General features: G+C 65.3%; 19 protein-coding genes. 9 read left to right on the forward strand and 10 right to left on the reverse strand.

Going from position 1 to position 17,521, the window contains the following annotated elements; genetic code table 11:
- Nucleotides 1-20: 20 nt before the first annotated feature.
- From ACFI9K_RS18105 to ACFI9K_RS18120, 4 genes are all read right to left on the reverse strand, one after another.
- Entirely contained in the window at nt 21-518 is a 498-nt protein-coding gene (locus tag ACFI9K_RS18105; protein ID WP_222093889.1) for a type III secretion system chaperone family protein, read from the reverse strand.
- Complete coding sequence (gene mshA / locus ACFI9K_RS18110; protein WP_462664785.1) at nt 515-1,843, reverse strand: D-inositol-3-phosphate glycosyltransferase; 1,329 nt, start codon at nt 1,841-1,843, stop codon at nt 515-517. The genes ACFI9K_RS18105 and mshA overlap by 4 nt, the downstream gene beginning before the upstream one ends.
- A 78-nt stretch (nt 1,844-1,921) precedes the next feature.
- Nucleotides 1,922-2,770: an alpha/beta fold hydrolase gene (locus tag ACFI9K_RS18115; RefSeq protein WP_462664786.1), complete on the reverse strand. Its 849-nt coding sequence runs from the start codon at nt 2,768-2,770 to the stop codon at nt 1,922-1,924.
- 11 nt (nt 2,771-2,781) lie between these two features.
- Nucleotides 2,782-4,062 (reverse strand): ROK family protein, encoded by a 1,281-nt coding sequence (locus tag ACFI9K_RS18120; protein WP_462664787.1) that lies wholly within the window; start codon nt 4,060-4,062, stop codon nt 2,782-2,784.
- A 331-nt stretch (nt 4,063-4,393) separates the two neighbouring features.
- Between ACFI9K_RS18120 and ACFI9K_RS18125 the strand changes: the two genes are divergently transcribed.
- A complete protein-coding gene (locus ACFI9K_RS18125) occupies nt 4,394-5,149 on the forward strand; it encodes an SDR family oxidoreductase (RefSeq protein ID WP_222093892.1) in 756 nt (251 codons plus the stop codon).
- 93 nt (nt 5,150-5,242) lie between these two features.
- Here ACFI9K_RS18125 and ACFI9K_RS18130 read toward each other — a convergent pair whose 3' ends face one another.
- The 3 genes from ACFI9K_RS18130 to ACFI9K_RS18140 form a co-directional block, all read right to left on the reverse strand.
- Entirely contained in the window at nt 5,243-6,517 is a 1,275-nt protein-coding gene (locus ACFI9K_RS18130) for a L,D-transpeptidase (protein WP_462664788.1), read from the reverse strand.
- Nucleotides 6,518-6,579: 62 nt separating this feature from the next.
- On the reverse strand, nt 6,580-8,130 hold the full coding sequence (locus ACFI9K_RS18135; protein ID WP_462664789.1) for a Rieske 2Fe-2S domain-containing protein: 1,551 nt from the start codon (nt 8,128-8,130) through the stop codon (nt 6,580-6,582).
- A gap of 62 nt (nt 8,131-8,192) precedes the next feature.
- Nucleotides 8,193-9,209 (reverse strand): UDP-N-acetylmuramate dehydrogenase, encoded by a 1,017-nt coding sequence (locus ACFI9K_RS18140; protein ID WP_462664790.1) that lies wholly within the window; start codon nt 9,207-9,209, stop codon nt 8,193-8,195.
- Nucleotides 9,210-9,267: 58 nt separating this feature from the next.
- On the opposite strand from ACFI9K_RS18140, the gene ACFI9K_RS18145 reads away from it, so the two are divergent.
- From ACFI9K_RS18145 to ACFI9K_RS18165, 5 genes are all read left to right on the forward strand, one after another.
- Complete coding sequence (locus ACFI9K_RS18145) at nt 9,268-9,777, forward strand: DUF2505 domain-containing protein (RefSeq protein ID WP_462664791.1); 510 nt, start codon at nt 9,268-9,270, stop codon at nt 9,775-9,777.
- A gap of 45 nt (nt 9,778-9,822) precedes the next feature.
- Nucleotides 9,823-10,326, forward strand: coding sequence for a DUF2505 domain-containing protein (locus ACFI9K_RS18150; protein ID WP_057475124.1), 504 nt, complete (start codon nt 9,823-9,825; stop codon nt 10,324-10,326).
- 89 nt (nt 10,327-10,415) lie between these two features.
- Nucleotides 10,416-11,111: a class I SAM-dependent methyltransferase gene (locus tag ACFI9K_RS18155; RefSeq protein ID WP_462664792.1), complete on the forward strand. Its 696-nt coding sequence runs from the start codon at nt 10,416-10,418 to the stop codon at nt 11,109-11,111.
- 39 nt (nt 11,112-11,150) lie between these two features.
- A complete protein-coding gene (locus tag ACFI9K_RS18160) occupies nt 11,151-11,612 on the forward strand; it encodes an HIT family protein (protein WP_462664793.1) in 462 nt (153 codons plus the stop codon).
- Between the two features lie 125 nt (nt 11,613-11,737).
- Nucleotides 11,738-12,556: a GNAT family N-acetyltransferase gene (locus ACFI9K_RS18165; RefSeq protein ID WP_462664794.1), complete on the forward strand. Its 819-nt coding sequence runs from the start codon at nt 11,738-11,740 to the stop codon at nt 12,554-12,556.
- Nucleotides 12,557-12,559: 3 nt separating this feature from the next.
- Here ACFI9K_RS18165 and ACFI9K_RS18170 read toward each other — a convergent pair whose 3' ends face one another.
- Nucleotides 12,560-13,147, reverse strand: a complete 588-nt coding sequence (locus ACFI9K_RS18170) for a hypothetical protein (RefSeq protein WP_222093898.1) — start codon at nt 13,145-13,147, stop codon at nt 12,560-12,562.
- 110 nt (nt 13,148-13,257) lie between these two features.
- Between ACFI9K_RS18170 and ACFI9K_RS18175 the strand changes: the two genes are divergently transcribed.
- Nucleotides 13,258-14,004 carry an LmeA family phospholipid-binding protein gene (locus ACFI9K_RS18175; protein WP_462664795.1) on the forward strand — a complete coding sequence of 249 codons (747 nt, stop codon included), beginning with the start codon at nt 13,258-13,260 and terminating at the stop codon, nt 14,002-14,004.
- 13 nt (nt 14,005-14,017) lie between these two features.
- Here the strand turns inward: ACFI9K_RS18175 and deoC are convergent, their stop codons facing one another.
- On the reverse strand, nt 14,018-14,668 hold the full coding sequence (gene deoC / locus ACFI9K_RS18180; RefSeq protein WP_462664796.1) for a deoxyribose-phosphate aldolase: 651 nt from the start codon (nt 14,666-14,668) through the stop codon (nt 14,018-14,020).
- A 59-nt stretch (nt 14,669-14,727) separates the two neighbouring features.
- Between deoC and ACFI9K_RS18185 the strand changes: the two genes are divergently transcribed.
- The gene (locus tag ACFI9K_RS18185) at nt 14,728-15,570 is read left to right on the forward strand and encodes a class I SAM-dependent methyltransferase (RefSeq protein ID WP_462664797.1); all 843 of its coding nucleotides are present in this window, start codon (nt 14,728-14,730) and stop codon (nt 15,568-15,570) included.
- A 13-nt stretch (nt 15,571-15,583) separates the two neighbouring features.
- Nucleotides 15,584-16,468 (forward strand): formyltetrahydrofolate deformylase, encoded by an 885-nt coding sequence (purU, locus tag ACFI9K_RS18190; protein WP_462664798.1) that lies wholly within the window; start codon nt 15,584-15,586, stop codon nt 16,466-16,468.
- A 1-nt stretch (nt 16,469) separates the two neighbouring features.
- Here the strand turns inward: purU and ACFI9K_RS18195 are convergent, their stop codons facing one another.
- The gene (locus ACFI9K_RS18195; RefSeq protein WP_462664799.1) at nt 16,470-17,495 is read right to left on the reverse strand and encodes an alpha/beta fold hydrolase; all 1,026 of its coding nucleotides are present in this window, start codon (nt 17,493-17,495) and stop codon (nt 16,470-16,472) included.
- Between the last annotated feature and the right edge of the window lie 26 nt (nt 17,496-17,521).

Genomic DNA, 17,521 nt, shown 5'->3' on the forward strand with positions numbered 1-17,521 from the left:
ACCCAGCCGTTTCCGGCGGGTTACGCTTGCTCGGCCTTGTCTGTTGCGACCAGATGCTCGAAGGCCTTCAGATTCGCCAGCGATTCACCCCGCGAGACGCGCCAGGCCCATTCGCGCTTGATCGACTCGGCGAATCCCAGTTCGAGCAATACGTTGAAGTCTCCGTCGGCGGCCTCGAGGGTCTGACCGAAGATGCGATCGAGTTCGTCACCGTCGACAGCGCGCAACGACATTCGGCCCACGAGATAGATGTCGCCGACCTTGTCGATCGTGTAATGCACCCCGTACAGCCGACGGTTGCGACGCAGCAGGTACTTGTAGACGCCTTCGAAGTTCTCGTCGGGCTTGCGGCAGACGAACGCCTCGATGCGCACCCCGTGGTTTCCGACGGTCAGCATCGTCGTCGTCTTCAGCTTGCGCTCTCCGGGCAGTTCGACGGTGAACACCTCGCCCCGCCGCGTGTAGTCCAGTTCGCGATCCTTCAGGACCTGGTCGATCAGTTCGGCGGTCTCGCTCATGCAGTCACAGCTCCCGATCTGCGTAGTTTCGACAATCCTCGGACGCGGCGCGGCGAGAACTCACTCGGTGCCTCGCCTCGGTCGAAATGGAATTTGGCCTGACGGTAACTCTCGATGAGACCGTCCGCGGTGTGCTCCCACGAGAAATTGCGAGCGTGCAGCGGCGCGGCATGCGCCATGGCTGCCAGGGCAGCTCGATCCGAGAGCATGGACGCGAGCGCGTCGGCCCAATCCTCGGTGCGATGCCCCTGTACCAGCCGACCGGTCTCTCCGGATCGAACGGCCACGCCGAGACCGCCGACATCGGCTGCCAATACCGGCGTTCCGCAGGCCTGGGCCTCGATCGCGACCAGGCCGAACGATTCGTTGTAACTCGGTACGGCAACGACATCGGCGGCGCGGTAGATCTGGGCCAGCCGCGACGACGGTTGCGGCGGCATGAACGTCACCCGCGGGGTGATCCCGAGGCTCTCGGCCAGATCGATGAGGCTGTCCGGGCGATCCAACCCACTGCCCGACGGCCCGCCGACGATGAGCACCCGGAGCGACGACGTCGGATCTCGTTGCAGCACTTCGGCGGCCGCGGCAACGAGTACGTCGGGTGCCTTGAGCGGTTGGATGCGTCCGACGAATGCGACGATCGACTCGTCGGGATTCAGACCCAGCTCGGCGCGAGCCGCCAGCTTGTCTCCCGGATTGTATTGCGCCAGATCGGCTCCCGGCGCAACCACGTCGATCGAGTCCTGCGAAGCCCCGTAGATCTCGACGAGTGACTTCGCTTCTTCGGTGGTGTTGGCGATCAGCCGATCCGCCTCGGCCACCACTTGCTGTTCACCGATCTGGCGCGCCGCGGGCTCGGGTGCGTCCCCCTGCGCCAGGGACGCATTCTTGACGGCGGCGAGAGTGTGCGCGGTGTGTACCAGCGGCACTCCCCAGCGATCGCGCGCGAGCCAACCCACCTGCCCCGAAAGCCAGTAGTGCGAGTGCACCAAGTCGTAGTAACCGGGTTCGTGCCGAGCTTCCTCGCGCAACACCCCGGCTGCGAAGGCACACAACTGAGTGGGCAGGTCGTGTTTGTCGAGGCCCTCGAACGGACCTGCGACGATGTTGCGAACCAGCACGCCGGGTGCGGCCTCGACTACGGGCGCGTCGGTCGACGCCGTCGCGCGGGTGAAGATCTCGACCTCCACACCCCGCTTGGCCAGCTCTTTCGCGCTCTGCAACACGTAGACGTTCATGCCACCGGCGTCGCCCGTTCCGGGCTGCGCCAGCGGGGAGGTATGCAAGGACAACACAGCGACCCTGCTCAGCTGGTGTCCAGTCACTCCCTCAGTGTGCACGCCTCCACATTACGTCTCGATAACTACCCCGTCCGTCGACGAGGACCAGAGTGGCCGACGTCATCACACCCGCAGGGTGTCGACGAACTCGCTCACCTCGGCGAAGAACCGCTCGGGATCGGCGACGAACGGCCCGTGATCCACGCCCTCCCAGTAGGACGCGGTGGCCCCGGGTATCAGCTCCGCGGCGTGCCGGCCGGCGGAGACATCGACGACGGTGTCTTCGGTGCCGTGCAGCACCAACGCGCGAATCTCGAGGCTGCGGAGCAGGTCGTCGTGACCGACGGCACGATCGAACAGTGCAGCGCGAACCCGTGGCCTCGTGGACAGCGTGAGTCCGAACAACGCCTGCGCCTCGGTGCCCTTGCCTTCTGTCGGCCCGGTCAACGCATGGCCGAAGCTGCCCAGCGCCTTGATGGCAACGCGGGGCTCCTCGGCCATGGCCCCGGGAATCGCTGCCCGCATCGCTGTTCCCACGCGTCCGCCCGCTTCTCCCCTGCCGATACTGGTGATCGCGCCGACGAGCACGATGCCGGCGACCGCACCGGACCCGTGTTCTGCGAGGTAGTCACAGATCACCAGCCCGCCGTACGACCAGCCGAGCAGCACCGCATCGGCGGTGATGCCCTCCGCCGCCAGCACCGCCTCGACGTCCCCGGCCCAGATCTTCGAGTCGTCGTACCCCGCCGCCGGGGCGTCGGAGTAACCGTGACCGCGCAGGTCGACGGCGACGACGCGGTATCGATCGGCGAGATTCGCCAACAATCCCTCGCCCCAGCACGCCGAACTCTGCGCCCACCCGTGCAGCAGAATCAGTGGTCTCGCCTCGGGGTCACCGCTGACGCGGTAGACGATATTGGCTCCGTCGATCCCGGTGGCCTGGCGAACCGGTCCTGCTGCAGGGGTGCTCATGGGCAGTCAATTTACGCGGCAGCCCGGCGCATCGACGCGAGCGGATCGGAGTACAGGGAGCTCAGAGAAACCACCGTCGCGGCGTATTCCTGCACCCGGTCACCGAATCCGGTGACACGGATATCCCGGCGCTCCAGCGTCGAACTCGCGGTGAACGCCTCCCCCACGTGCGGGATTCCGGCCGGGTATGCAGTGAACGCCTGACCCCCGAGTACGACGCGATCCGGATTGAACATGTCACGCAGAAGGGCCACCGTCCGGCCCAGTATCCGCGCGCGTTCGGCCAACAGTTCGCGCGCTGCCTCCGAACCTCCCTGTGCCGCCTGGTAGACCGAGGCGATACTCGGACGCGGTTGCGGCGCAACGATTCTGCGGTCGACGGCCGCAGCGAGAACCGCTCGGTCACTTACCGAGGCCTCGAGGCAACCTCGATTGCCGCATCCGCACACCGCCGACGATCCGGTGGGCAGATGTGCGATGGACCCGGGCCCGCTCGCCGGCGTGTGGACGCGGCCGTCGATCGTCAGCGCCATGCCTGCGGTCTCGCGAGCGTAGAAGTAGAGGGAGGTGCCGCTCGTACTCGGCGCGGCCGTGCCGTCGGACAGTCGAGGTGCGAGCAACAATTCCGAGGCCGCCATCGCCTCGACGTGCCCGGAGACCGAGATGGGAAGTCCGAGCCCACCGCCGATGATGCCGGCGACGCGTCCGTTGTCCCATCCCAGTCGAGGGTGGTCCACGGTGCCGTTCGCGGTGTCGACGCGGCCGCCGATCGCCACCCCGACCCACAGCGGTGTGCGGCGATGCCAGCGTGCGGCGAAGGCACCGGCACTGCGCGTGACGGCAGCCAGCGCGACGTCGGAGGATCCACCGGGCGTGGGGATTTCGACAGCACCGAGGATTCGTCCACGCACATCACTGACGGTGATACCGGTGACGACGGCACCGATGTGAATGCCGATCGTCGAGAACGGTTCGTGGTTGACCTCGAACGGCACGCGGGGTCGCCCGATCGCTCCCGATGCCGTCAGGTCCGCACGCTCCCGCAACAGCCCGACTCCGAGCAGAGCCGATACCTGACGATTGACCGTCGCGATGCTCAATCCCGTTGCGCGGGCGGCACTGTCGCGTGAAATGGGACCTTCGACGCAAGCCACCCGCAGCACCGACGCGATCGGACTGTCGACCACCCTCAGATCGGGTGCGACGAGCTGGACGCGCGATGCGGACGCGGCGATTCGTCCGGGCGAGCGCAGAGCGGGACGAGCGTGGTGGTGCAGTGTGGTTACGGACATCCGTCGTGAATCCTCAGCAGTGGAAACCGTCGTCGTCATCGAAAACGAGCGGTGCGAAGTGATGCAGGTCAAGGGCGGGCGCAGTGGTCGGAGAAGACCACGACACGCGAACCGACTGTCCGTAGCTCGAAGAGGCTAGAGACAGGTTCCTTGGCCGAGACAACACAGTTCCCGAGGACGCGGCAAGCGAGCACCGAGGGACGCGGTCACATACGTGACCCGCATCGCGGTGGTCTCACTGGCGGACATGAACCCAAAATTAGCACTCGACGCCCGAATGTCCAATCGGGCCCGTCCCCACGCGCCTATCGGACCGCCCTAGAATTTCCCCATGACCTCGCCCGAACACATCGCACCCGATACCCGCATCGCCGTCGTCACCGGAGCGAGTTCCGGCATCGGCGCGGCCACCGCCCGCCAACTCGCCGCCGACGGATTCCACGTCGTCATCGGTGCCCGCCGACTCGACCGGCTCGAGGAGTTGGCATCGGACATCGGTGGCACCGCGTTGGAACTCGATGTCACGGACGAGGATTCGGTGGCCGCCTTCACCGCAGTGATCCCCCGCGTCGACGTTCTGATCAACAATGCCGGCGGCGCAAAGGGATTGGCTCCGGTGATCGACGCCGACCTCGACGACTGGCGGTGGATGTGGGAGACCAACGTTCTCGGCACGCTCCGGGTGACGAAGTCGTTACTACCCAAGCTGATCGAGTCCGGTGACGGCCTGATCGTCACGATCACCTCGGTTGCGGCGTTCGAGGCTTACGACAACGGCTCGGGCTACACCTCGGCCAAACACGCTCAGGCCGTGCTGCATCGGACGTTGCGCGGCGAGCTGCTGGGCAAGCCGGTGCGGTTGACCGAGGTGGCACCGGGTGCCGTGGAGACCGAGTTCTCGCTCGTGCGCTTCGACGGTGACGCCGCCAAGGCCGACGCGGTCTATCAGGGCATCACGCCGTTGGTGGCAAGCGACATCGCCGAGGTGATCGGCTTCGTGGCGTCACGCCCGTCGCACGTCAACCTCGATCAGATCATCATCAGGCCGCGCGATCAGGCCGGTGCGGGACGCTTCTCCCGTAAGTAGTCCAGGTGGCGGGAGTGGAGCCTGCGGAACGACCCTTGTGAGTGGAACCTCGTAGTGGGCTACGAGGTTCCACTCACATGCGGCGCATCCGCTCTACCCGACGGGCGCTGGTGCTGTCGTCGTCGCAGGTGCCGTCGTTGCGGGTGTCGTCGTCGCAGCTGCACCGCCGGCAGGCAGTTCCGACATCGATTCCCACGTCGGCCAGTCGATTGCCCAGTCGTACAGGTCGCCGTCTGCTGCGGAGAGATCGATGCGGGTGCCGGTGACCTCCACCGGGTCGCCGTACATCGCCGTACCGAAGTACTGCTGCGCGTCCTCGGTGGAGAGATTGATACACCCGTTGGTGACGTTGGACGCGCCCTGCACGCCGGTGGTCAGCGGGTTGGCGTGGATGAACTCGCCGTTGTTGGAGATGCGCACCGCCCATCGCTCACGCACGTTCTCGTAGAACGGCGGGTTGGACATCAGGAAGTCCTCGTGCTTTTCGGTGACGACGTGGATGCCGCTACGGGTGACGTTGCGGTCCTCGTTGCCCTCGCCGTAGCTGACGGGGATGTCCATGATCGTCGCGCCGTCGCGCACCACCTGCATGCGGTGACTGGTCGCGTCGGCGACGACGACCTGGCTACGTCCGATGCTGAAGTTCAGGGTGACGTCGTCGGCCCCGTACGCGCCGTCGCCGTAATCGACGCCGTAGAGCTTCGCGACCACCGACACCGTCGTACCGGGAGCCCAGTAGTTGGTAGGACGCCAGTGGACGCGGGAGCCGTTGTCGTCGGGGAACCAGGCCCAGGCGCCGGGCGTCGGCGGGTTGGTGGTCACCGTCAACGCTTTCTCGACGGCTGCCTTGTCCTCGATCGCCGAGTCGAACTGCAGGATGATCGGCGCGGCGATGCCCACTTCCTGGCCGTCGCCGATGTTGGTGCTGACCGAGGTCCGGCTGTCCGGTTCGACAGTGGTGAACGCACCCTCGATGGGCACGGTCTTGTTGTCGCTGCCGACAGCCGCGCCGGACCACGTGTACTCGACGCCGTAGCCCAGTGGCTCGGTGACTGCGTAGGACGTCTTGTCGGGTGAGAGCGCACCCTGAACGACCTTGCCCTCGGGGTTCGTCAGCGCAACCTCGGTGAGCGTTCCATCGGCCACCGAGACCGAGATGGGCGCGACGGGGCTGATGTCGACTGCGCCGTCGGCCGGGTTCGCGGTGACCTTCGCGACGGGCGCGGCCTCGGTAGTGGGGGCAGCAGCTCCCGAACCTCCGTCGCCGGATCCGACGGTGCAACCAGCCACCAACGCCACCAAGGCGACGAGCACGGCGATAAACCACACCGTGCGCGTCCGATTTGTCTGTTCTACCTGCTCATGCACGTTATCCAACGTACCTGTGTCGTGGAGATACCCCACTTTCCCGGAACTTTTTGGGGGCAGTCTCACAGCTTGCGCGTGCGCAGCTCGTGGCCCTTGGACGTCAGGCAGCGGCCGGTGTCGAGGTTCCAATCCCACCCGTGCAGGTTGCAGGTGAGCTTCTTGCCCTCGACGATGCCGAACTTCGTGAGGTCCGCTTTGAGGTGCGGGCAGCGGCGTTGGATCTCGTAGCCGCCCATCGTGATCGTGGCGGTGTCGTCGTGCGCCTCGGAGAACCAGCCGTCGGCGTAGGCGATGCGTTCGTCGGTGAGGCACTTGAAGAACGTGTACAGGAACTCGTTGTATCCGCCGACGCGGCGGGCCCGGAAACGGGTGGACAGGAAGATCGAGTTCACCCAGTCGGGTTCCTGATCTCGCACTGCGGTTCGTACCAGTTCCGGCGGAATCGTGAAGCTGTAACGGAACTTCTCGTCCGAGATCGGCTCTCGCACAATTTTTTTCGGGAAGTCCAGCACTACGGTTTCGGCACCCATCGTGATACCGACGGGATAGCCGATGCCGTCGCAGATCAGGTCCGTTTGCGCCATGATCGGCTCGAACAGACCCCGGAGCGGCTCGAGCAGCGGCTCGCCCTCGGCCGGAGCCCAGCGGGCTTTCTCCGCCGCGATGACCGATGCCTGACGCTGGGCGTACGCCTCGATGTACTCGGCCTTGCCGGTGGTGAAGATGGCCTCCGCTTCAGCGGTGGCAATGGGGTGCTCGTGCGAGAGCAGTTCGGAACCGTCGAATGTCGCGGCGGTCCCCGGCATCATCAACAGACCCTTGTCGTGCCCGTGCAGGCGCATCTGCTCGAGAAACACCATCTGGTCCGGGAAGACGTTGGCCGGGTCGCCGTACACGTCGTTGAGGGTGCGTAGCTCGTCGTCGAGGAAACACGGCGGGCCGGCCGACGGAACGACCCAGGTGGACCCGACCTGTTCGATGTACTGACGCGCTCGATCCATCTGGCGCTGCCGCTTCTGGATTCCGAAGTTCTTCTTGGCCCGCGAGACCATGTCGTAGACCATCGGATACCAGATCGCGCCCGAGTACTGCAGCATGTGCACGTCGACGGGACCGAAATTCTCGGTCATCACGTCCAGGTCCACCGGCCTCGCGTCGTTCATGTTGAACGCCACGGTCTTTCCGTCGGAGACGACCAAGCCCGAATCTCCGATGGGACCGTCTGCAGGCGCTCGCAACGCGATGATCATGATGTCCAGATCACCCTTGGGCCCGGAGATCGTGTGCTTGACCGAGTCCGTCGTCTCGTAGAACTTGTGGAAACCGAGCTTCTCGAGCTCCTGCTTCAAGTCGAGCACCGGGTAGTCCGGCAGCAGCACCGTGGCGTCCTTGTTGACGTGCTCGGCCAGGTTCTTCGGGTCGAAATGGTCCTTGTGCAGGTGCGAGACGTAGAGGTAGTCACAGTCGCCGAGTGCGTCCCAGTCCAGGCCCGAGTTGTCCGGGAACGGGAACCACGATGCGTAGAACGACGGATTCACCCACGGGTCGCACAGGATGCTTCCGGCGTCGGTATCGATATGGAATCCCGCATGCCCCACGCTGGTGACCTGCACTGATTTACCTCCTACGAGCTTCTACTTGCAAAGCTCCATCGTATGCGCCGTTTCGAGCGGCTCTAACCCAGCGCGCAGTTGACGAGGTCACACTCGGGCGTCAGCGTGACTCCGAACTTCTCCTGAACACCGTCGCGGACGTGCGCAGCGAGCGCCAGGATGTCCGACGCCGTCGCCCCGCCCCGGTTGGTGACGGCCAGTACATGCTTGGTGGACAGCGACGCAGTGCCGCGGCCGAACTCGGTGCCGTAGCCGCGCGGAAATCCCGAGTTCTGAATGAGCCAGGCGGCCGGGATCTTCGTTCCGGCGGGGTCGGGGAAGCTCGGTGCATGGGTGGCCTGCTCCGGCACGTTCGACAACACCGGATTGAGGAAGAAGGACCCCACACTCCAGGTGTCGTGATCGGCTGCGTCGAGCACCATCCCGCGCTCACCGCGCAGAGCCAGCACTGCCGCGCGCACATCCGGCACCGGAACGACATCGCCGATCTGCACGTCCAGTCGCTCCGACAACGCGGCATAGCGCACGGGCAGCGACTGCGTCGTCTTCTTCAGCGCGAACGTGACGTCCAGAATCACGTACCGCGAGGATCGTTTGAACACCGACGACCGGTGTGTACCGAAACCGCACTGCTCCGGCGTCCACACCGCCGTCTCCTGGGTCTCCCGGTCGTAGACGGTGAGACTGTGCAGCAACTCCGACGTCGACGCACCGTAGGCCCCGACGTTCTGAATCGGCGTCGCCCCGGTGGTGCCCGGAATCCCCGAGAGCGCTTCCATCCCGGACAGACCTGCATCGATCGTCGCCTGCACTACGGCGTCCCACTCGACACCCGCGTCCACGGTGACCATCTCGCCGTCGATGTCCAGCCGAGAACCGGTCACCTGAATCACCCGGCCGTCGAAGCCCTCGTCGCCCACGACCAGGTTCGATCCCCCGCCCACGACCAGCACATCGGTTCCGGACCGGTCCGCGTCGCGCACGGCAGAGACCAACTCGTCGCCGTTGGTCGCGACACCGAATTCACGGGCCGGGCCACCCACCCGAATGGTGGTGAGATCGGAAATTGCAGTAGGCACGGAATCCCACGCTACCGGTCGCGCACGAGCGTGAAGAGTCACCCGGTAACCTGCGTGGATGCCTCGCCCCATTGAGCACAGCTCGACTGTGCCCGCCTCCGCCGACAAGGTCCACGCAGCGCTGACGTCCGAGCAGTACTGGAAGGACCGCATAGAACAGATCGGCGGTCCCGGCGCCAGCGTGAAGAGCATCACCGTCGGCGACGGCACCATCGACGTCGTGCTGACCCAGTCCGTTCCGGAAGAAGAGCTGCCGTCCGCGGTGACCGCCTTCAAGAAGGGCGACCTCATCATCGAACGCACCGAAAGCTGGGGACCGTTCGACGGCAAGCACGCCGCCGGCACCTTCGGAGCCACCGTCGAAGGGGCACCCGCGCGCATCACCGGCACCACCACGCTCGACGCCACAGGCGACGTCACGACCGTCGCACTCGCCGGCACCACCGAGGTCAAGGTCCCCATCTTCGGTGGAAAGATCGAATCGATGATCAGCGAGCAGGTCCTCACCCTCATCGACAACGAGCAGGACTTCACCGGCAACTGGATCGCCGCACAGGCGAACAGCTGAGCCTGGTCGCTCCGCAGGCTCCGCTCCTGGGTAGCCTGGCGCACTATGGCTCGCCGCATGAACTACTCCGCCCGGTTCACCCACTCGACGCAGCAGGTCTATGCGGCGTTGTCCAGTCGCGATCACTGGGACGCCCGCATCGAGGAGATGCGGAAGTACTCGGAGAATGAACTGAAGAGCTTCGAGGTGTCCGACGCCGGAATCGACATCGTGATGCATCACGTCATTCCCCGTACCGAGTTGCCCGACATCGCACAGACGGTGATGAAGAAAGACATGGTCATCACCCGCAACGTGCATTTCGACGCGTACGGCGAAACCACCGCGGGCCACTACGACGCGTCGATTCCGGCCGGACCCGGCTCACTCAAGGGCACCACGTCGCTGTTCCCCACCAACGGCGGATCGACCTTGCGCACCTCCTCCGAGGCGAAGGTGTTCCTGCCCTTCATCGGCGGCAAGCTCGAACAGCTCATGCTCGTCAACCTCATCGACCTGTGGCGCGGTGAGGGCGAAGTGACCGCCGACTGGCTCGAAAAGAACGCTTAGCTCTGAACAAGGCGCTGAACAAGCCTGAAGGCGTCATCACCCGCGGCACCACCGGCATCAACCGGTTGCGTCGCAGTGACCGGTGGCTGATGCACGATCCCGATGTTCGACAGGTCCTGCTCGAGTCACCGGATCCCCTCGTCGTCGACCTCGGCTACGGGGCGATGCCGAACACCACTCTGGAGCTCGCCGGACGCCTGCGCACGATTCGACCGGACCTCCGCGTCACCGGACTCGAGATCGATCCCGCACGCGTGGTCCAGGGCAGCGACGGCGTCGAATTCGCCCGCGGCGGCTTCGAGTTGGCTGGACTGCGACCGAATCTGGTGCGCGCCTTCAACGTGTTGCGTCAGTACCCCGAGGATGCGGTACCCGGTGCCTGGCAACGGATCCTGTCCGGCCTGGCACCCGGCGGCCTGCTGGTGGACGGGACCTGCGACGAACTCGGCCGACGCTGCGCCTGGGTGTTGCTCGACGCCGACGGGCCGCGGTCGCTCACTCTTGCCTGGGATCCGTTCGATGTCGAGACGCCCTCGGACATCGCCGAGCGACTTCCGAAAGTGTTGATACACCGCAACATCGAGGGCGAGCTTGTGCACGACCTACTGCGGCGCGCCGATCGGGCGTGGTCGGTTTCGGCACCACTGGCCCCATACGGCCCCCGACTGCGCTGGCGTGCGGCACTGAAAACCCTTGCTGAGCAGGGTCTTCCGGTTACACTCCCCCGCCGCCGCATGCGAGACAACGTGCTCACGGTGCCCTGGTCGGCAGTTGCACCGAGGTGAACGATTGCTCGATGCCGAAGTCTGCGGTACCAAAGGATCATGACGCACACGTGGCCGGCGGACTGGTTCGACCGCAAAGCAGGCGTCGGGTGCCACATATGTGCGCAGGGCCGCCCGGTCGAGACTGCGGGCGGAGTTCGCTTCTATTCCGGTGAATTCGCCGATGCCTACCTTCGGAAACGTGCCCACCTTCCGGGGCAATCGATGGTCATCTGGCGAGGTCGGCATGCATCCGACCTGATAGATCTCAGCGACGAAGAAGCAGCGGGGTACATGAACGACCTCCGCAGGGCTGCACGGCTGCTCAACACGGTGTTCGAGCCGTGCCAGATCAACTACCTCACCTTCGGCAACAGTGTTCCCCACATCCACACCTACGTCGTGCCGCGTTATCTCGACGATCCGAATCCGGGCGCACCACTACTACCACTGGTGGAGACCGAGATCGACCGAGCCGAGTTACAGCGTCAACTCGAGGCTCTCGAACGTGCCGCCGAATGACGCGATCGTGGATTGCTGGGCCTCTCACGATTCGACCGTGCGTGCCCGCGGACCTGCCGACGCTCGAACGGTGGTCGACTGCAGATCCCGTTGCCTGGGTCGATCGAACTCGGTTTCGTGAGGAAATGGCGTCAGGAAATTACCGCTACGAGTGGACTTGGTTGGCCGAACGCGCGGGGCGTCCGGTCGGGCGTGCTGTGTGGTGGGGCCGTCCGGACGCAACCAGCCCCGTCACCCTCGACTGTTTGTCGGTCGTGCCCGCCGAGAAGCGCCCGGACGATGTCGGTGCCGCCTTGATCGGTGCCGCTCGTGCGGCCTTCGATCACAGCGCAGCACTCGAGTTCAATGTCGATGTGCCGGTGGGAAACTCGATGGACGACTCCCTATCGCGCGCATTGGCGTGGCGTGAATCGGCCGCGCATCGGGGCGGTTTCACTCGCACGACCGAACGTGTCTCTTTCGCTCGAACCGCTCACGATCCGATGCCCGAGGCGTCCACTCGTCTGCAATTCTCAGCGGGCACCGATGCACAGTTCCTCGAGGTGTTCGAGGCCGTCGCAGCCGGCAGCCTCGACTCCCACACCCAAGCCATGGTCGCCGAACACGGAGTCGCAGCACTCGCTGCGGACGACCTCGCTTTTTACAGTTCCCTCCCGGGGCAACGGGATGCCTGGCAGATTGCGACGCGCCTCGGCGGCACGGTGGGGTTCATCGTGCCGACGAGAAATGCCTACGACGCGGCCATCAGCTATCTCGGTGTGGTTCCCGAACACCGAGGCCACGGCTACGTCCACGATCTACTCGCACAGATGGTCCTGGTCCATCACGAGGCCGGTGAACAGAGGATCGTGGGTACCACCGACTCGACGAACCTGCCCATGAAAGCCGCCTTCGAGCGCGCAGGATTTACCGTCACTCGTACCCGGACAGTGCACGCGGGCTAACGCTCACGAACAGGCAGACAGCGCCAGTTCGACGCGCTCGGCCACTCGATCGGTGCTGCTTCCGGCCTCGGAGTACAACGCCTGCGCGTCGACACGGCCGATCGCTACTGCGTCGCACACCACTTCGTCGAGGGTCAGTTGCGAGATTCCGCCGGCGGCGAGGTCGAGCACGGTGCGCACCGGCGTGGTGATGTTGAACGTGCCGGCCGATTCGACGTCGCGGGGCTCGAGCCGTAGCCGGTGAACGGCAAGTCGGGTGTCGCTCAGGCGTAGGTCACCGAAGGCACACAGGTGCACGAATTGCGGGTGCAGATGCCCGAATCCGTGCAACTCGGCGGCGCTCTGGTGAGAGATCACTGCCTCGCCGCCGAACCAGGCGCACCACATCGCGAACACCTCGAGCTCGCTGTGCGGCCATTGGCCCAGTCGGAACAGATTGCGCTCGACGCGGGTCCACGTGTTGGTGGCCAGGTTGACTCGCACCATTGCCGAATCGAAGCCGAGCTCCCCGGCTTGCTCGGCGGTGAAATAGCCGTCCTGACGAGTGGCGAGCGAGTGCAGTTCCTGCACACTCGGTCCTGTCGTACCCATGGCGCAAGCGTACGTCAAAATGTGTTACAGATCACAAACTTTGGTATCGGATACATCTGTTCGGCGAGTTTCACAGAGCTTGCTCAGAATCATCGGGAAGACTGCCGGGAATGTCATCCTCAACCAAGCGCAGCAGCGTGCCCTTGATTGCCGTCTCCGTCGTCGTTGTTCTTCTCGTAGCCGTCATCGGTGGCGAGCTCTTCGTGCGTCAACAGATCAAGTCGTGCCTTGCCGGGCAGCTCGAATCCGAGCTCGGTAGCCAGGTCGAGGTCGGTCTGGGCCTCAAGCCGGTACTGCTCTCCTTGGTGGACAAGAAGGTCTCGTCCGTCACCGTCGACAGCGACGACGCGCGATTCGGGCCGGCCGAGGGCATGGTCGTGCACGCCGAGGCGCGGGATCTGAACCTCACCCAGACCACGGATTCCGGCGGCACCATCGGCAGCTCGAGTGCCGACATCGCGTGGTCCACCGACGGCATCACTCGCACTCTGCAGAGCCAAGGCATCGGTGCGATCGTCTCGGGCGTCACCTCGGACGCATCGGCAGGCACCTTGGAGTTCGCCGTGGGCGCGCTCGCGAAACTGACCGTGAAGCCACAGGTCACCGGTGGCAAGGTCGATGTCCAAACCGTCGACGCGTCGATCCTGGGTCTGGGCATCCCCACCGATCTGGTCGATTCCGTAGTCGGAGTGCTGACCGACAGCCTGCAGGCCTACCCGTTGGACATGGCTCCGACGTCGTTGACCGTCACCGACTCCGGCATCGAGCTCACCCTCGAAGGCGGGCAGTACACGATTCCCGCGACCCAGCAGAACCAGAATCAGCAGACCCCCGAGGGTTGCTCGCTGGTCGCCTAGCCCATGTGGCGCTCTAGCTCAATCCGTCGAGCACCGCGCGGGTACCCGACAGCCCCAATCGTGTTGCACCCGCGTCGATCATCGCCAGGGCGGCCTCCGTGGTGCGGATGCCACCGCTGGCCTTGACGCCCAGTCGTCCGCCGACGGTCTCTGCCATCAATCGCACCGCCTCGACGCTCGCACCGCCGGCGGGATGGAACCCGGTGGACGTTTTGACGAAGTTCGCGCCCGCGGTTTCTGCGGCGCGGCACACTTCGACGATCGCTTCGTCGGACAGCGCTGCGGACTCGATGATCACCTTGAGTACCGCGTTGCCGATTCCTTCGCGGACGGTCACGATGTCAGCCAGCACTGCGTTGTAGTCACCGGCGATGGCCGCTCCGACGTCGATCACCATGTCGATCTCGTCGGCACCCTGCTGCACCGCGAGGCGCGCCTCGGATCCCTTGATCAACGAATGATGCTTGCCCGACGGGAATCCGGCGACGACGGCGGTCAGCATTCCCTCGGCGCGGATCGGCAACATCGACGGCGAGACGCACACTGCGAGCACTCCCAGCTCGCGCCCTTCTGCGATGAGGGCTTCCACGTCGGCGGCGGTGGCCTCGGGCTTGAGCAGAGTGTGGTCGACCATGCCGGCGAGGGCAGCGCGGGTGAGTGTCATGCGGCCCAGCTTTTCACAGCTCTGCCGTTCGCAGCCCTGTCGGTCTACGATTTTCGGTCATGACCGCAGCTTCGCTCGCCGCCACCTTCAATGCCACCAGCAGGGAGTTCGACGCGGTGACGCCGCAGGTCTGGGGACCGGCCGGGCAGTCGCTCGCCTTCGCCCTCGGGTTGGCAACCGGCGACGCCGTCCTGGATGTGTGTTCGGGCACCGGGGCATCTGCGATTCCTGCGGCAGCCGCCGTCGGACCCGACGGCATCGTGCATGCCATCGACCTCGCCGACGACCTGTTGGAGGTGGGCCGCACGAAGGCCACCGATCGGGCTCTGCGCAATATCGACTTCGTCGTCGCCGACGCCACCGAGTGGGAACCGCCGTCGACCGTTCCCGATGCCGGGTACGACGCTCTGGCATGCTCGTACGGCATCTTCTTCCTTCCCCGCCCGGAGCAGGATTTCGCGCGACTCGTCTCGTTGGTGCGACCGGGCGGGCGCGTCGGAGTGACGGTGTGGCGCGAGGGGTCGGTCCGGGATTTCTCGGGCGCATTCTTCGACGTGATCGCCGGTCATTGGCCGGCGAGCGCGGGCCCAGCGCCCGATCCGACGGCCGGTGCCGCCGATCACCCGATCCGCAGAATGGAGACAGCGGATCTGCTCGGCCCCTGGCTCACCGACGCCGGTACGTTTGACGTCCGGGTCGTCGAGCTCTCCAATCATGTTCCGGCGACGCAGTCGTTCGTCTGGGATTTCGTACTGGGCAGCGCCCTGCGCGGTGCACTCTCTCCGTTCGACGACGCCACTCGCGCGCAGATTCGAGCCGAGTTCTCGGCTCTGCTGACCGAACGCGGGATCGATTCGATCGATCTCGGGACACTGGTGGCAACCGGGGTCCGCACGCCCTGAGAGAATCGTTGCCATGAGTTCTTCCGTGTCCGAGGACCGCCGCTACGTTCTGTCTCTCGGTTGCCCCGACAAGACGGGCATCGTCGCCCGTATCTCCACGTTTCTCGCCGAGGTCGGCGGATGGATCGTCGAGGCTGCGTACCACGCCGATCCCGACACCGGTTGGTTCTTCACCCGGCAGGCCGTTCGGGCGTCGTCGGTCAGCATGAGCGTCGAGGACCTACGTGCCCGGTTCGCCGAGGTGGCGGCCGAGCTCGGTCCGGAAACCGAATGGGCACTGCATGATTCGGGCGAACCCAAGCGCGTGGTACTGCTCGTCAGCAAGGAAGCGCACTGCCTGCACGATCTGCTGGGACGGGCCGCGGGCGGCGAACTGCCCGCACAGATTTCTGCGGTGATCGGTAACCACGCGTCCCTCGAGCCGATCGCTGCCGCGCACGGCACACCGTTCCATCACGTCGAATTCGCGAAGGATCCGGCCGAGCGGGGGCCTGCCTTCGAGAAGGTGCGTTCGCTGGTCGATTCCTACGACCCCCACGCCGTCGTCCTGGCGCGCTTCATGCAGGTTCTGCCGGAATCGCTGTGCACTCACTGGGCGGGCCGGGCGATCAACATTCACCACAGCTTCCTGCCGTCGTTCGTCGGTGCCCGCCCGTACCACCAGGCCTTCGCGCGGGGCGTCAAACTGATCGGCGCAACCTGTCACTACGTCACTGCCGAGCTCGACGCCGGTCCGATCATCGAGCAGGACGTCATCCGTGTCGACCATTCCGACGAGATCACCGACATGGTGCGCCAGGGCCGCGACATCGAGAAGCTGGTGCTCTCCCGTGGCCTGCGCTGGCACCTGGAAGATCGAGTGCTGGTCCACGGCCGCAAGACCGTGGTGTTCAGCTGATTCAGAGATTTCGCAGACGGACCACTTCTGTGTTGAATTCGTCGATTGCTTCCACCGAGCTCATGTGACCGATGCCGGGGATCACGATCAATCGGCTCAGATGATCGTGATCGTCCAGGGCGCGGGCGAGTTTGCGGGCGTGCACCGGCGGGGTCAGTCGGTCGGCAGATCCGACGAGGACGCTGGTGGGAACGGACATGTTCGCCAGCGCCTCGCGGATGTCGAGATCGCTGATGGCCGCGCCCCAGATGCCGCGGGTGCGCGGGGCGCATTCGAGCACGATCTTCTCGCAGAAGGCCACCTCGGCTGGAGTGGCGCCGGGAGCCATCGAGATGTACTTGATGGCTTGACGCGTCACCGGTGACGGCCGCAGCGGTAGCGCCGAGCTCAGTACGGCTCGACCGACCGGGGCCGGAACGCGCGGGAAGCGCTGCGGCAGCGGGATGACGGTGGTCTCGCGGACGAGAGAGTCGGTCGCGGTGCTGGCCAGGAGCACGGCACTGACGAGTCGATCGACCTGTTCGGGGTAGCTTCCGGCCCACGCCATGATGGACATACCGCCCATGCTGTGCCCCACCAGGACGGCCTTGTTGTCCTCGACGACAGTCGAGGCGAGCACTGCAGCGAGGTCGTCGGCCAGCACGTCGGGGCTCAGTGGCCGCGTTCCGACGTCGCTGCGGCCGTGGCCGCGCTGGTCGTAGGTGATGACGCGATAGCGGTCGGCGAGGGCGTTGATCTGCGGGAACCAATAGTCGGCCGAGCAGGTCCACCCGTGGCTGAAGACGATCGGTTCGGCATCTGCATCTCCGTAGCTACGGACGTGCAGGTGAGCTCCGTCGTCGGTGACCACCTCGGTGACGACAGGCTCGATCGCGGGGCGCTGCAGAAGCTCGTCGGGCCGGACGTCCGTCGTCTTGGTGAACGAATGCAGGCGACGACGCCGAACGACGAAGGCACCGACCGATGCCGCCGCGGCCGCGCTGCCGATTCCGAACAGCACACGTTCGACTACCTTGCGTGAAACCACAGAAAATCCCCTCTACCTCGACCCCC

Source organism: Rhodococcus sp. PSi06 (assembly GCF_054960675.1).